Here is a 13998-nt window from a genome sequence, read left to right on the forward strand (position 1 = left end):
TTCATCATTATAAGAAGCCTTTTTGCAAATTTATAACAAACCCACCGCTTGTATGGCGGCAAGCGGTGTTTTTAATATTTGGCTTGCTATTACAGGGCTGGCTTTTTCATTCACAATTACCTTTGTATGGTTAATTGATTTTTATCTATTCAGCGACCAAACTCTCCCCAATGGCATAAAACTGACCGCCTGCAATATAATGCAAAGTTCGCCATTCATCGCCCATTTCATCAAACTTCCAACGCCCATTATCAAAAATCCGACTGTCCGCCCAAGCCGACAACACTTCGCCGATAAAAAGGTCGTGATTTTGCTCATTATCAAGATTGCGGATCAGTCTGCACACAATCCAGCCTGCACAGCCCGCCACCAGTGGAACATCAAAATTCTCTTGATAAAACAAAGGGATGTTGTCAATTTTGTGTGGGTTGTCTTTACGGCTTTGCCCCATTGCCATCACCACATCCACTTGTTTTACCATTGGGATTTGCACCGCAAACAGCCCGCTTTGCTCAACCAGCGTGCGAGTATAAGCCGACTTGTCCAACACCACGGTTAATTTGGCATTGGGCGAATAATCAAGCGGACACACCCAAGACGCACTCATCACATTTTCTACACCCTTGTGTTTGGCACTGATGAGCGTGGTTGCACCGTGATTGATGAGACGATAAAATTTATCTAGGGGAACGGGTTTTATCATTATAAATACCTAGTTTAACAATGACCAATGTTAGACACTATCCCAAACCAAGCCCGCCGCCAATAACACAAAAATCACCGCACACAAACGGTTTAAGTACATCAATCTGGCATTTTGTAACAGCCATTTGGACAACGCCACACCGCCTGCGGTATAAATCAGTTGCCAAAAAGTTTCTATCACAAAAAACGACACGGTCAAAATCAGATATTGGGGCAATAGGTCTTGTTTGGTATCTAAAAATTTGGGGAATAATGCCGCAAAAAATAAAATGGCTTTGGGGTTGGACAAAGATACCCAAACTCCGATTTTAAATAAAGACCACGGACTCACTTGGATGGGTTGTGCACTGCTGTCGGGTGATAATTGAGGCTTGCTTTGTTGCCAAGTTTTTACACCCAAATACGCCAAATAAGCCGCCGCCAACAGTTTGAACAATTCAAATAAGATGGGGGCACTTTGTGCCAAATATGCCAAAAAACTCAATGAAATCAACAGTAAAATCAACAAGCCCGAACTCAAACCTGCCAAAGCGTACAAAGTTTTTTTGATGCCGTGATTGACCCCAAATGAAAAAGCAAGCAGCATATTTGCCCCTGGTGTGGCGGAAATAAAAAAGGTGCTACCGATAAACATCAGCCAAACTTGCCAACTCATTGAATTAATACCTATTTTTCAAAGGCGTATTATAAATCATTGTGTCTGGTTTTAATACCGTTGCTTTAAATAAGGTCAAACGGTGTTTTGGTTTATATCGGGTTGATGAAAGCAGATTTATTTTACATTCAACCGCTTTAACGCCTCTATCGCAGGTTGGCTGATGTGATCGCCTCGTGCGGCGGATTTTTTGTACCAACCGACCGCTTGCGTGAGGTTTTGTGCCGTGCCGATCCCGTTTTCACAACAAAACCCAAGCCAGTATTGCGAAGTGATGTCGCCTTGTTCGCTGGCTTGCTTGAAATAGGCAAAGGCTTGTTTTTTATCTTTCGCCACGCCCTCGCCGTTTAAATACATCAAGCCCAAATAGCGTTTGGCTTTCATATGGGTGCTTTGTTCAAACAGCTGTTTGGCTTGGGCGTAGTTTTTCGCTTGATAAAGGCTAACCGCTTGATCAAATTGGGCTTTTTCCGCTTGACCTCTCGCAGGGAGCGTCTGGCAAGCGGTGAGAAAAACGGCAAAAAACGCCGTCAAAAGATACTTTTTCATTCTGTTTCTTTAAAGATAAATTTCCGATTTGGCGAATAATACCGCATTGCCACCCAAAACAACCCGATCTCCGCTGATTTTCCCTTGCAAAATGCCACTTCTAGGGCTGGCTTGGTAGCCGATGAGGTCGGTTTTGCCGAGAGTTTTCGCCCAGTAGGGGAAAATGTGGCAATGCCCCGAACCGCACACGGGGTCTTCGCTGATCCCGACTTTCGGGGCGAACGAGCGAGAAACGCAGTCAAACTCACCGCTTGGGGCGGTAATGTGGCACAGTAAGCCGTCTAGTTGGGCGATTTTTTCATCATTTGGCTCGAAATTTTTGACCCAATTTTCATCATCAAAAACGCAGAGCAAATCTCGCCCCAAATAAGCCGCTTTGGGGGTAACGCCCAGCACTTCGCCGATTTTGGCGACATCCGCCACTGGCGTTAAAGGATAGGCGGGGAAATCCATCAGAAATAAATCGTCCTGTTTTTGCACGGTAAGCACGCCAGCTTGACGAGTGTGGAAATAAAAGGTGTCGGGCGGAGTGGCGAGTGCCTGCGTGAGGGCAAACGCGGTGGCAAGGGTGGCGTGTCCGCACAAATCAATTTTGGTGGTGGGCGTGAACCAACGCAAGTCAAAGTCGCTTTGTGGCACGGTATTTTTCGGCACGACAAAGGCGGTTTCCGACAAATTATTCTCTTTGGCGATGTTTAACAGCGTGGCATCATCAAGCCAATCGTCCAGCACGCAAACAGCGGCAGGATTGCCCTGAAAAACTCGGTGGGTAAAGGCATCAACGGTGTATTGTAAAATAGGTTTTGGCATAACGACTTGCTTACTAAGGCTGATTGGGAGATATAGTGTAACAAATAGCTAAGCCCAAAGCAATAATCCGCACCCTGCCAACCGCCCTACTCGCCGATTGAATTTTGGTGAAAAAATTACCATCAGTGATGGCGTGATTTATTGATTGTGATAAAATAAGGCATTGTTTTATTTTTGGTTTTGATATGACAAATCACCATCAGTCCATGCTTAGTACAGCAACAATTTCTTGGCAAACTGACCATCATGGCAACCGTGTGCCGATTTCTACACAGTTTGATGATGTGTATTTTTCACAGGCGGGCGGTCTTGATGAGACGCATCATGTTTTTTTTCAGGGCAATCGGTTGCCAGAGCGTTTTGCTGCCCTAGACGAGCAAGAATGCTTTGTGATTGGTGAGACTGGCTTTGGCACAGGGCTGAATTTTTTGGCAACTTGTCAGTTATGGCAAACGCTCGCCCCAAAAACCGCCAAATTGCACTTTATCAGTACCGAAAAATTTCCCCTAAGTCGCCATGACTTAGCCCACGCCCTATCCGCTTGGCAGCATACCCCGCTTGCAGCATGGATATCGATACTGCTTGACAATTATCCCTTGCTGATCGCTGGTTGCCATCGTCTGCATATTAGCGATACGATTACCCTTGATTTATGGTTTCAAGATGCCACCGAGAGCCTGCATGGTTTGCTTGCAACCCAGCAACAACAACGCATAGATGCGTGGTTTTTGGACGGATTTACCCCAAACAAAAATAGCGATATGTGGCAACCGCCCTTGTTTGCAGCGATGGCAGGATTATCACACGCACAGACGACGCTGGCGACTTTTACCGCTGCAGGTTTTGTCAGACGATCGCTGCTTGATGCTGGTTTTGATGTTGTCAAAGGAGCAGGTTTTGGGCGAAAGCGAGATATGTTACACTCTGCTAATGAGCCATATCAACCAAAATTCCCCAAAAAATCTCTCAAGTCGCCTGCCAAAAACATCGCCATCATCGGCGGTGGTATTAGTGGTGTCAGCATGGCGATGGCTTTGCTAAAACGAGGGCATTTTGTAACTATTTTTGACAAAAATCCATTAATGTCAGGTGCTTCTGGCAATCCTTGTGCGTTGCTTGCCCCAAAACTCACCATATCCAAGCAGGTTGCCAATCATTTGCCAACTGCCAGCTTTTTGTATTCATATCGTCATTACAAAGCACTGACAAAGTACAGTCAAGTCATAAAAACCACTGGCGTAATAGATTTACTGTTACCCAGCCAAAAATCTGCACAAAAACGCCAGCAATTGATTGATGAATACCCAGATGAGCTGATTCAAACCCTTAAGCAGTCATCATATCAACCGCCAGTCGCCCTAGAGCAGGATATGAGCAATGCTGATATTGCAGCCTTTGTCCGCATGGGCAGTGTTTTATACCCAGCAAATATTGCAAAAATTCTTAATAATGATTTGGCAAATTACCAAAGATTTTCTTATCAAAATTATAATATAAATAACATAACCGAGTGCGATGATGGTGTAAATTTGGCAACCATTGACAGAAATTTTCACTTTGATTCGGTGGTTATTTGTGCAGGATTTGCCAGCCATTTATTGCATGAGCATTTATTTAACTGCCGAAAAATTCGTGGCCAAATTTCATGGGTGTCCGCTAATCATTATGACGATATCGCCCCTGCGGTGAAATACGAAGGCTATTGCAGTCATTTTGTTGATTCTAGCAACCAGAAGCCCTATTTGTTATTTGGGGCAAGTTTTGTGCGAAATAGCACAGACACAGCGGTATATCATGATGAACATTTGTTTAATTATCAAAAACTTAACCAAAGTCTGCCACAGTACTGTCAGTTGCAGCAAATCAATGAAGATACCCAATTTTATGGACGAGCGGCGATTCGTGCCCAAACGCCCGATTATCACCCTGTGGTTGGCAAAGTACCACACAGCAAGCACAGTTATTGCTTATACGGTTTAGGCTCTAAGGGCTTTGGCTTTGCACCTTTTTGTGCAGAGATATTGGCAGAGATGATAGATGGAGGGATTTTGCCTGTGGAGCGTGGTTTGCTTGATAAGATAAGCCCCAGTCGCACAAGACTACAAACACCGCTTGATGAAAGCAAATAAACTGATTATTTTTAATCAAAACTAATCAATGATTTATTAATTCTGGTAATTATTTATAATTATTATTTAATATATAATTAATATTAATTTAATAATTGGTCATTAAATGAACACAAGGCAACTTGACCATCAAAGCTGCCTTGTGCCGAGTTATAATAAAGCAGGGAAAATATTTCGCAATCCAGAAACGATGATTTCAATGGCAAGTGCTGCCAAGATAATCCCCATGATGCGATTGATGACATTTAATCCTGTATCGCCAAGCAACTGGCTGATTTTGTCAGCAGCCATTAACGAAACATAACAAAAAATACTGATGCACAATCCTGCCAACACGATAAGCCCCAGTCGCATGGGGTCAGTTACTTGTGCCGAATAAATAATCACCGTTGAAATACCACCGGGGCCAATCATCATCGGAATCGCCAGTGGCACAACCGCACTGCCTGTCAGGGATTTTAGGTCTTTGGGTTCGTCAGAAGTTAATTCATCTTCATTGGGTTTGGCTGGGTTATTGCCATCACTCATCATGCCAAGTGCAATCAAAAATAACAATATGCCCCCTGCCACACGAAATGAACCAAGCGAGATACCCAGTCCTTGTAGCAGGATTTCACCAAACAAAGCAAAAAAGGCAATGGTGATAAAGACAGTTGCACAAGCAATGCGTGCTGCTTTGCGTTTTTGGTGTATGTCGTAGCCTTGCGACATATTGATAAATAATGGCACGGCACTTGATGGGTTAATCAGCACCACAAACGCAAGAATGATTTTTACAATTTCAGCATCCATCAGCACTCCTAAGCGATTGATCCGAATTTAAATCGGTTATTTTATCACGCTTTGTTGGTAATTTTACAGCTGTTTATTGATAATCAACAAAAATATCCACAATCATGTTAAAATAATCACCGTTTTATTATTTTATAACTTTATACCATGTCAAATCATCACCAAAATGCGGTCGTGCTATTCTCTGGTGGTTTGGATTCCACCACTTGTTTATACTGGGCAAAATCACAATTTGCTCACATTACTGCCATCAGTTTTCGCTATGGTCAGCGGCACAGCAGTGAGCTGATTGCTGCCGAAAAAATCAGCAAAATTTTGGGCATTGCTCATCATATTATAGATATTGATATTGCCAAACTTGGTGGCTCAGCATTGACCGATCCTAATCTTAGCGTGCCTGATTATGACCAAAGTGTTATTTATGATGACTCGCAGCGGGTTGCTCCCATTACTTATGTGCCAGCACGCAATACTATTTTTTTGTCCTATGCTTTGGCGGTGGCTGAAGTAAGCAAGGCGTCTGCAATCGTCATCGGTGTCAGCTCGGTGGATTATTCAGGCTATCCTGATTGCCGTCCCGATTATATCGCTGCTTTTGAGCAATTGGCGAATCTTGCGACAGTTGCAGGCAGGCAAGGCCATCGCCTATCCATTATCGCTCCTTTGCAGCACTTATCCAAAGCACAGACGCTAAAACTGGGGTTGTCGCTGGGCGTTGATTATGCCCAAACCGTTTCTTGCTATCAGGCTGACGGTGATGGCAGAGCATGTGGCGTTTGTGATAGTTGTCATCTAAGAAAACAGGGCTTTGCCGATGCAGGGATTATTGACCCTACGCACTATCAGCATGCGCCAAAGTCGCAGTAATTGCCAAATTATTGGCTGCAATCGGTGAGATTGCCAATCAAGCGATACAGAATGTTTGACAATAAAAAACCTTGCAAATAGCAAGGTTTTGCGGTATTTATTAATTTAACTGCGATAAAATCAATCGTAATTTTTCATTGGGATTATTAGCTGTGGTAATTGACCGACCAATAACCAAAAAGTCGGCACCCAGCTGTTTGGCTTCTGGCGGTGTGCAAATTCGTGCCTGATCGCCCTTATCATCATCTGCCAGACGAATGCCTGGTGTGATTAGCTGGAATTGCTTGCCGAATTTTTGTTTTAATAACGATGCTTCTTGGGCAGAACAAACCACGCCGTCCAATCCTGCCTCATGCGTCAATCCTGCCAAATGCACCACCTGCTCGCTAACACTGCGAGCAATGCCTAATTGTGCCAAATCAGCATCACGCATTGAAGTCAATACCGTTACAGCGATGAGCATGGTCTGATACCCCCCTGCCTGCAGGCGGGATTTGCATAACTTCATCGCATCCACACCGACACTGGCATGGATATTGGTCAGCCACACACCCATGTCTGCTGCGGCCAATACAGCTTGGGCTGTGGTATTGGGAATGTCATGGAATTTTAAATCCAAAAACACATCAAAACCACGCTGATGAAAGGCCTTGACAACCTCGCTGCCACAAACCGTAAAAAGCTCTTTGCCTACCTTAAGGCGACATAGGCTTGGGTCGAGACTATCAGCCAAAGCCAGTGCATCATTTAGATTGTGTTTGTCCACCGCCACAATGATTGGTGATGTGGTCATGTCCACTCCTTAATTTGGCTAAATTTGCAATCGTTGCCTGATGTTATTTGGCAACAACCAATATTTGTGCTTAAAACGATGGATTGTGCGGTGTTGTATTGTTCACTGAAGTGGTCTCTGCCAGCACGACAACATCAGCCTGCTTTTGTTGTGCTTGGCGGATTTCTTCTGCCTGCTGAGCCAGTTTGATATTGGCATCCGTTAGCTGTGATTGAATGGTGTTGATTTCTTTTTTCAGACGGCTAATTTCCCATTTGTTTTGAAAAACGCGAAACAGTAGCAGTGCCAATAATATGCCAATTAACACGCCCAAAAAAATGGTCGCCACAAGCACCAAGCCCAAGCTCATGTTGGCAACATCAGAAAATAGCAAATTCACCGAGATGGCTTGGTTATTTAGCACAACCAATGCTAAAGAGTAGGCAAATGCCAAAACTAATAAAATAATTAAAATAATATGCATAATTTTACTCATTAAATTTGTTAAAAACTGTCAATCTTGGACCAAGTCTTATTGGGACATGGCAGCATTTACCGATTCACGCAATGCCTTGCCGGGTTTAAAAAATGGCACAGCTTTTGGCTTGATTGCAACTTTTTCGCCTGTGCGTGGATTGCGTGCGGTGCGAGCATTGCGATGATGCAGACAAAAACTGCCGAAACCCCGCACCTCAATGCGTCCATCATGCACCAATTCATCAACCATCATGGCAATCAATAATCGCACGGCCTGATCAACGGTATGCTCTTCAATATTCTCGCAAGCCGATGCCAAATTGGTAATCAAATCAGATTTATTAACTGTCGTCTGCATAACTCACCTTAAACGACCATTGCATATTTAACATTTTTATCAATGATTTGTTTAATATGCCAAAAAACTTAGCCCATAATAACTGAAATTGAAAAAAAAGAAAATCTATTTTTTGTTAAAATTGCAATTGTACAACAATTGGGGTGATTTATTGAGAATTTTTAAAGTTTTCTTGAATGATATTAATCAGACAGTATGTTAAATATCTTGTACCGCAGTTTATGAATATTCATTATGCACAGCCAATAATAAAAGGACGATGATTGCTCACCGCCCTTTTGTTTGTTATTTTGGCAATTAGCCTTTTAGCTGGTCGCCAAAGATATCGCCCAAAGTTTTTGGTTGAGCTTCTGTGGCGGAGTTTGATAGCTCTTTGATGGCTTGACGCTCATCCGCTTCATCTTTTGCTTTGATAGACAAGCTGATGTTGCGAGCTTTGCGATCAGCACCAACGATTTTTGCTTCAACTTCATCGCCAACATTTAGCACTTTTGAGGCATCTTCGGTACGCTCACGAGCGATATCAGAGGCACGCAAATAGCCTTCAACTTCATCTGCAAGAGTGATTACCGCACCTTTGGCATCAACTTCTTTTACTGTGCCTTTTACGATTGCACCACGGTCATTTGCCAGTAGATATTCGTTGAACGGATCAGAGTTTAGTTGCTTGATGCCTAGGCTGATACGATTGGCTTCTGCATCAACAGACAGTACTACTGCTTCAACAGTATCGCCTTTTGAGTAGTTGCGAATCGCTTCTTCGCCAGATTCAGTCCAAGAAATGTCTGACAAGTGTACCAAGCCATCAATACCACCTTCTAGTCCAATAAATAGACCGAAGTCAGTGATTGATTTGATGGTGCCGCTGATTTTTTGACCTTTTTCGTGGTTTTTGTCAAATTCAGCCCATGGGTTTGGCATGGTTTGCTTGATGCCTAGGCTAATACGACGACGCTCGCCATCGATTTCTAGTACCATTACATTTACTTCATCGCCAACTTGAACCACTTTTGATGGGTGGATATTTTTGTTGGTATGATCCATTTCTGAAACATGCACCAAGCCTTCGATGCCTTCAGCGATTTCGGCAAAGCAACCGTAGTCAGTTAGATTGGTTACGCGTGCTTTGGTAATGGTACCTACTGGATAGGTTTGCTCAACTTCAGTCCAAGGATCAGCACCCAATTGTTTCAAACCTAGGCTTACACGATTGCGTTCACGGTCAAATTTCAAGACTTTTACTTTTAGGTCTTGACCAACTTCCACAGCTTCTGATGGGTGCTTGATGCGTTTCCATGCCATATCAGTGATATGTAGCAAGCCATCAATACCGCCCAAATCAACGAATGCACCGTAGTCAGTTAGGTTCTTAACGATACCTTCTACTTCCATGCCTTCTTCTAACTTGGCAAGCAGCTCATCACGCTCGGCTGAATTTTCAGCTTCCATAACGGCACGGCGAGATACAACGATGTTGTTGCGTTGCTTATCGATTTTGATAACTTTAAACTCAAGCTCTTTGCCTTCTAGGTGTGTAGTTTCGCGTACTGGACGCACATCAACCAATGAACCCGGCAAGAATGCACGCACTGAGCCGATTTCAACAGTGAAACCACCTTTAACTTTTGATGAAATAACGCCTTTAACGATTTCGTCATTTTCATGCAATTGCTCAAGTGCACGCCAGCTTTCTTCACGCTTGGCTTTTTCGCGTGAAAGTACAGTTTGACCCATGCCGTTGTCCACAGATTCGACAACCACATCGATACTGTCGCCTACTGCTACTTCAAGCTCGCCAGCTTCGTTTAGAAACTCTTCACGAGCGACGATGCCTTCAGATTTTAGGCCTGTGTCTACTGTAATCCAATCGCTGTCGATTGCTACGACAGTACCTGCAATCACTGAGCCACGCTCAATGTTTAGACCTTGTTCTGATTGGCTTGCTTCAAACAGTTCAGCAAATGATACCATTATGTTTACCTTAAAAATTAGCCACAGCCTGTCCAGCACAGTGTGGTGCAAGTGAATGTGCGTCGTTGGCAGATGCTGGTTTTTTATCCAACTGGCACTGGAAAAATAAATATCTCGACTATTCTACACCAAATTTTGACAAAAATCACCCAAATAATTCTTTGGGTGATGATTTTTTGTATAAAATTTCGCTATACAATACCTTGCTGCTGGCAAAATTGCCATGCCTGATGAAATACCTCATCAGCGGTTAATGATGAGCTGTCAATGACCAAAGCGTCATCGGCAGGACGGCTGGGAGCGATGGCACGATTTTCGTCTCTGTCATCACGAGCGATGATATCTGCCAAAATCGCTTGATAATCGGCTGGTTTACCAGCATTGATGAGCTGTTCATAACGCCGTTTTGCTCGTGCTTGACTGTTCGCAGTCAGATAAATTTTGGCGGCAGCATTGGCAAAAACGACCGTTCCCATATCCCGACCATCAGCAACCAGTCCTGTTTTGTTGATGGCGATGTTTCGCTGCAACTGCAATAATGCCGTGCGTACTTTGGCAAAAGTTGCCACAACGGACGCATAGCCACCAACGGTTTCGTTACGAATATCTGCCAATAGTGGCTGCTCATCAATATAAATATCAACACTTTGGCTGTTGTTATTTATTCGAAAACTTAAATTAAGTGTTGAGGTTAGCTCTGCCAATTTATCCTCATCTGGCTTATCAAGCAAGCCTGCTTGGTGTGCCATCAGTCCAACAATGCGATACAAAGCACCGCTGTCTAGCAACTCAAAACCATACTGCTTGGCTAAGCGAAATGCCAGCGTTCCTTTGCCTGCTCCTGATGGGCCGTCAATGGTAATGATGGGAGTTTGGTGATGTGTTTTCATAAGTTTTACCAAAGATTATTTTGTTAGCACGACATTTTTTGTTTGCGTCTTTGGCGAAAAAACGCACTCATCATTGCTGAGCATTTTTTGCCAAATAGTCCATGTTGCACGACCAAGCTGTGATTATAAAAAGGCATGGCCTGCAAGCTCAGACGACTGCCAACCACGCCTGATTTTGGCTCGCAGGTGGCATAAACCACCCGAGCAACCCGTGCATGAATCAATGCTCCAAAGCACATGGTGCAAGGCTCAAGCGTTACATACAAAGTACTGCCCTTGGGCAGGCGATAGTTATTAAAATACTTGCAAGCTGCACGAATGGCAACTATCTCGGCATGGGCTGTGGCATCACAGTTGCCAATTGGCTGATTATACCCCATGCCGATAATTTTATTATCATGTACCAACACCGCCCCCACAGGCACTTCGCCTTGTTTGGTGGCGTCATAAGCAAGATTTATCGCCTGCTGCATAAATAACGCATCTGCCAATGGCCAAAATTGCAATCCGTTTAGATTGATAGTGTCATGCTGATAATATTGACAAAAATTGCCATAAATTTCGGCTGCTGCATGGATATTTTGCACTGGCTGTGTGGCGAGTTTACTCATGGTTAATTTTGTGGCAATGCCCAATCAATCGGTGATTTGCCGTGCCTTAGCAAGTATTCATTGGTGCGTGAAAATGGCCGTGTGCCAAAAAATCCACCGCGATTTGCCGACAGTGGCGAGGGGTGATTGGCAGCCAGTATCAAATGCCGCCTTGCGTCAATAAACCGCCCTTTGTGCTTGGCATAACTTCCCCATAATATAAAAACCGTATGGTCGGTTTGTTCATTAATCAGCTCAATAACCGCATCGGTGAACTCTTCCCAGCCTTGCTTTTGATGACTGCCTGCCATGCCTGCTTGTACCGTCAAAGTGGCATTAAGCAGTAGCACGCCCTGCTTTGCCCAATGGCTTAAATCGCCATGGCGACTGATGTCAATGTGTAAATCAGCTGCAAGCTCTTTTAAGATATTTTGTAGACTGGGTGGCTTCGGGATAATGCGTGGCACGCTAAAGGACAGCCCCATTGCCTGCCCTGTGCCATGATAGGGGTCTTGACCCAATATTACCACCTTAACCTGAGACAAAGGGGTTAGATAAAATGCCTGAAAAATCTCATGCTTAGGCGGATAAATTTGTTTATTGGCAGCATATTCAGCACGCAAAAATGCACGCAATCTATCCATCTGTGGGCTAAGCAGTGCAGGTGCTAGGGCTGTCTTCCAGTCCTCTGGCAGCTGCACACGAGAGAGTGTCGCCTGTTGTTCTGGTGTCATTTTTTTGCCTTTTGAAAGCCAACTTCGGCAGTTTTTACAACCACTGTGCCCGCCAGTTTATCATGCCAGCCTTGCTTGTGAGTGCTTTTGGCAGCGATAAAATAATTCACCATCAACAAAATCAAAGTCATATTAATCGGCAGTGGTAGACCACTAGATAATTGATAAATAAAAAATAACACCAAAACACGCAAAACCACACCCTTAAAAAAGCTAGGTTTTTCAAAGGTTTGTGCATCGACAGTGCGAATGCCCACCGCCATTTTGCCAAATGACTGTCCACGAGATATGATTAAAATTAGCTGAATTACGCAATAAGCAAGCAATAATAAACTGCTCAATGTTGCTGCATCTGCAGGGATTTTGGCAGCCAATTCTTGTGCATAAGCCATGCGTGTGGCAAAATTGCCTGTATTTAGTGCCACAGGGTCTGGATTTAGTTTGACAAACTGCTGCAAAAATGGCAATAAAGTCAGCATAAACAGCACAACATTAATCATCACCGCCAAAAAGCGTGAGCCAATAGACGCATAAGCTGTTTGGCTGTTTGGCTTACTGATGGGCTTTGTTGGCGTTTGTTGCCAAGCTGGCGTGTCATCGGCCGCAGGTTTTTGTCCGTATAGCTCGGCAACGCTGACTCGGCGAGGCTTATTTTGTAGCTCAACATTATCGCCAAAAGCTTGGGTGGTTGATTGCGACAATTCAGCCAATGGCTGTTTGTTGGTCAAATCAGCTGGCTGATAATAAAGCTGCCCTGCTGTCAAATCACCCAGTCGCCGCCACTGACTCATGGGTGCGTGCCAAATCAAATCATCAAGCACCACCTCTTGCGAGGCAAGCATGGTGTTTAGCTCATCTAGGGTATAAGGGCCTGCCTGCACATGATTTCTTGCCAAATAAATTTTCATAAATTAGCCACTCGCTTCGTCATTATAATCACCAAAAACCACTTTTAGACCGTCTGATTGGTTTGAGAATTGGGAGTAAAACGCAACAAAGTTTTTGCCAAATGCTCACCAAACCAAACGGCTGTCTGAATATCACCCTGACAAGGGCTTAGCTCTGGGGGCAAATCAGCCGATTGCGTCATCAATCCCAAAAATGAACTTAGCCGATTGAGATCCTCTTCGCTGTTGCCTGTTGGCATCAGTGGCATACCAACCCAATTCATGCCATGCTGCATGGCAAATAGACAAAGCTGCTGTAGCACCGCCAGTTTATCGCCACTTAATCCGCCAGAGTTGGCAAAACCAGCGGCAAATTTACCCTGCCATGTGCGAGCCACCCAACGCTTGGAGGTGCTATCCATAAAGGTCTTAAACTCGGCTGTAACACTGCCCATGTATACCGCACTGCCAAACACAATCAACGAAGCGGCATCAATGCACGCCCAATCTTGCTCATCAATGGCAGCAATATCCACCATGGATACGCCCACTTGCCCATTTGCACCTTGGGCAATCGCCTGTGCCACGCGGCGAGTATGCCCATAGTTGGAATGATATACGATGGCAATGCTTGGCTTGCTATCGGCTTGATGAGAGGATTGGTTGTTTGTTGATAAATCGTTCATGATTTTGTCTTTGATTGTATTACTGTGGCGTTTTAAGTTGTGCTAGTTTTTAATCCGTGCTAAAGCTGCTTAAGGAGCCGACTTTGGCTAAATGGCAGTTCGTTGTGATAAGGTTGGAGCTTTGGC

Annotated in this window: 16 protein-coding genes; 2 read left to right on the forward strand and 14 right to left on the reverse strand. The window is 44.2% G+C overall.

All coding sequences use genetic code 11. The annotated features are described in order from the left end of the window. Nucleotides 1-145 precede the first annotated feature (145 nt). The 4 genes from EL162_RS06985 to EL162_RS07000 all read right to left on the reverse strand — a co-directional run bounded on the left by EL162_RS06985 (nt 146) and on the right by EL162_RS07000 (nt 2719). Nucleotides 146-703: a flavin reductase family protein gene (locus tag EL162_RS06985; protein WP_197718970.1), complete on the reverse strand. Its 558-nt coding sequence runs from the start codon at nt 701-703 to the stop codon at nt 146-148. A 30-nt stretch (nt 704-733) separates the two neighbouring features. Further along, nucleotides 734-1360, reverse strand: coding sequence for a LysE family translocator (locus EL162_RS06990; RefSeq protein ID WP_126331057.1), 627 nt, complete (start codon nt 1358-1360; stop codon nt 734-736). A gap of 117 nt (nt 1361-1477) precedes the next feature. Then, nucleotides 1478-1909, reverse strand: coding sequence for a tetratricopeptide repeat protein (locus EL162_RS06995; RefSeq protein ID WP_126331059.1), 432 nt, complete (start codon nt 1907-1909; stop codon nt 1478-1480). 9 nt (nt 1910-1918) lie between these two features. Next, nucleotides 1919-2719: a PhzF family protein gene (locus EL162_RS07000; RefSeq protein ID WP_197718971.1), complete on the reverse strand. Its 801-nt coding sequence runs from the start codon at nt 2717-2719 to the stop codon at nt 1919-1921. A 185-nt stretch (nt 2720-2904) separates the two neighbouring features. Here EL162_RS07000 and mnmC2 point away from each other — a divergent pair, with 185 nt between their 5' ends. Then, nucleotides 2905-4848, forward strand: a complete 1944-nt coding sequence (gene mnmC2, locus EL162_RS07005) for a tRNA (5-methylaminomethyl-2-thiouridine)(34)-methyltransferase MnmC2 (RefSeq protein WP_227543391.1) — start codon at nt 2905-2907, stop codon at nt 4846-4848. Nucleotides 4849-4998: 150 nt separating this feature from the next. Here the strand turns inward: mnmC2 and EL162_RS07010 are convergent, their stop codons facing one another. After that, the gene (locus tag EL162_RS07010) at nt 4999-5640 is read right to left on the reverse strand and encodes a MarC family protein (RefSeq protein ID WP_126331061.1); all 642 of its coding nucleotides are present in this window, start codon (nt 5638-5640) and stop codon (nt 4999-5001) included. Between the two features lie 147 nt (nt 5641-5787). Between EL162_RS07010 and queC the strand changes: the two genes are divergently transcribed. After that, nucleotides 5788-6507, forward strand: a complete 720-nt coding sequence (gene queC, locus EL162_RS07015) for a 7-cyano-7-deazaguanine synthase QueC (RefSeq protein WP_076555924.1) — start codon at nt 5788-5790, stop codon at nt 6505-6507. 100 nt (nt 6508-6607) lie between these two features. Here the strand turns inward: queC and pyrF are convergent, their stop codons facing one another. The 9 genes from pyrF to EL162_RS07060 form a co-directional block, all read right to left on the reverse strand. Beyond that, the gene (pyrF, locus tag EL162_RS07020) at nt 6608-7300 is read right to left on the reverse strand and encodes an orotidine-5'-phosphate decarboxylase (protein ID WP_076555923.1); all 693 of its coding nucleotides are present in this window, start codon (nt 7298-7300) and stop codon (nt 6608-6610) included. A 70-nt stretch (nt 7301-7370) separates the two neighbouring features. Further along, entirely contained in the window at nt 7371-7763 is a 393-nt protein-coding gene (locus tag EL162_RS07025; RefSeq protein ID WP_076555938.1) for a LapA family protein, read from the reverse strand. Nucleotides 7764-7811: 48 nt separating this feature from the next. Continuing rightward, complete coding sequence (locus tag EL162_RS07030) at nt 7812-8114, reverse strand: HU family DNA-binding protein (protein WP_076555922.1); 303 nt, start codon at nt 8112-8114, stop codon at nt 7812-7814. Between the two features lie 297 nt (nt 8115-8411). Beyond that, nucleotides 8412-10088 (reverse strand): 30S ribosomal protein S1, encoded by a 1677-nt coding sequence (gene rpsA, locus EL162_RS07035; RefSeq protein WP_197719013.1) that lies wholly within the window; start codon nt 10086-10088, stop codon nt 8412-8414. A gap of 188 nt (nt 10089-10276) precedes the next feature. After that, nucleotides 10277-10975 carry a (d)CMP kinase gene (gene cmk, locus EL162_RS07040; protein WP_126331063.1) on the reverse strand — a complete coding sequence of 233 codons (699 nt, stop codon included), beginning with the start codon at nt 10973-10975 and terminating at the stop codon, nt 10277-10279. Between the two features lie 23 nt (nt 10976-10998). Next, a complete protein-coding gene (gene tadA / locus EL162_RS07045; RefSeq protein WP_227543392.1) occupies nt 10999-11586 on the reverse strand; it encodes a tRNA adenosine(34) deaminase TadA in 588 nt (195 codons plus the stop codon). Between the two features lie 2 nt (nt 11587-11588). Continuing rightward, nucleotides 11589-12299, reverse strand: coding sequence for a uracil-DNA glycosylase (ung, locus tag EL162_RS07050; RefSeq protein WP_076555919.1), 711 nt, complete (start codon nt 12297-12299; stop codon nt 11589-11591). Then, nucleotides 12296-13207: an RDD family protein gene (locus EL162_RS07055; RefSeq protein WP_126331065.1), complete on the reverse strand. Its 912-nt coding sequence runs from the start codon at nt 13205-13207 to the stop codon at nt 12296-12298. Before EL162_RS07055 ends, ung begins: the two co-directional genes overlap by 4 nt. Before the next feature lie 44 nt (nt 13208-13251). Beyond that, the gene (locus tag EL162_RS07060) at nt 13252-13872 is read right to left on the reverse strand and encodes a flavodoxin family protein (RefSeq protein ID WP_126331067.1); all 621 of its coding nucleotides are present in this window, start codon (nt 13870-13872) and stop codon (nt 13252-13254) included. Between the last annotated feature and the right edge of the window lie 126 nt (nt 13873-13998).

The sequence above is a fragment of the Moraxella cuniculi genome, from assembly GCF_900637105.1.
In the GTDB taxonomy this organism is placed as follows: Bacteria; Pseudomonadota; Gammaproteobacteria; order Pseudomonadales; family Moraxellaceae; genus Moraxella; species Moraxella cuniculi.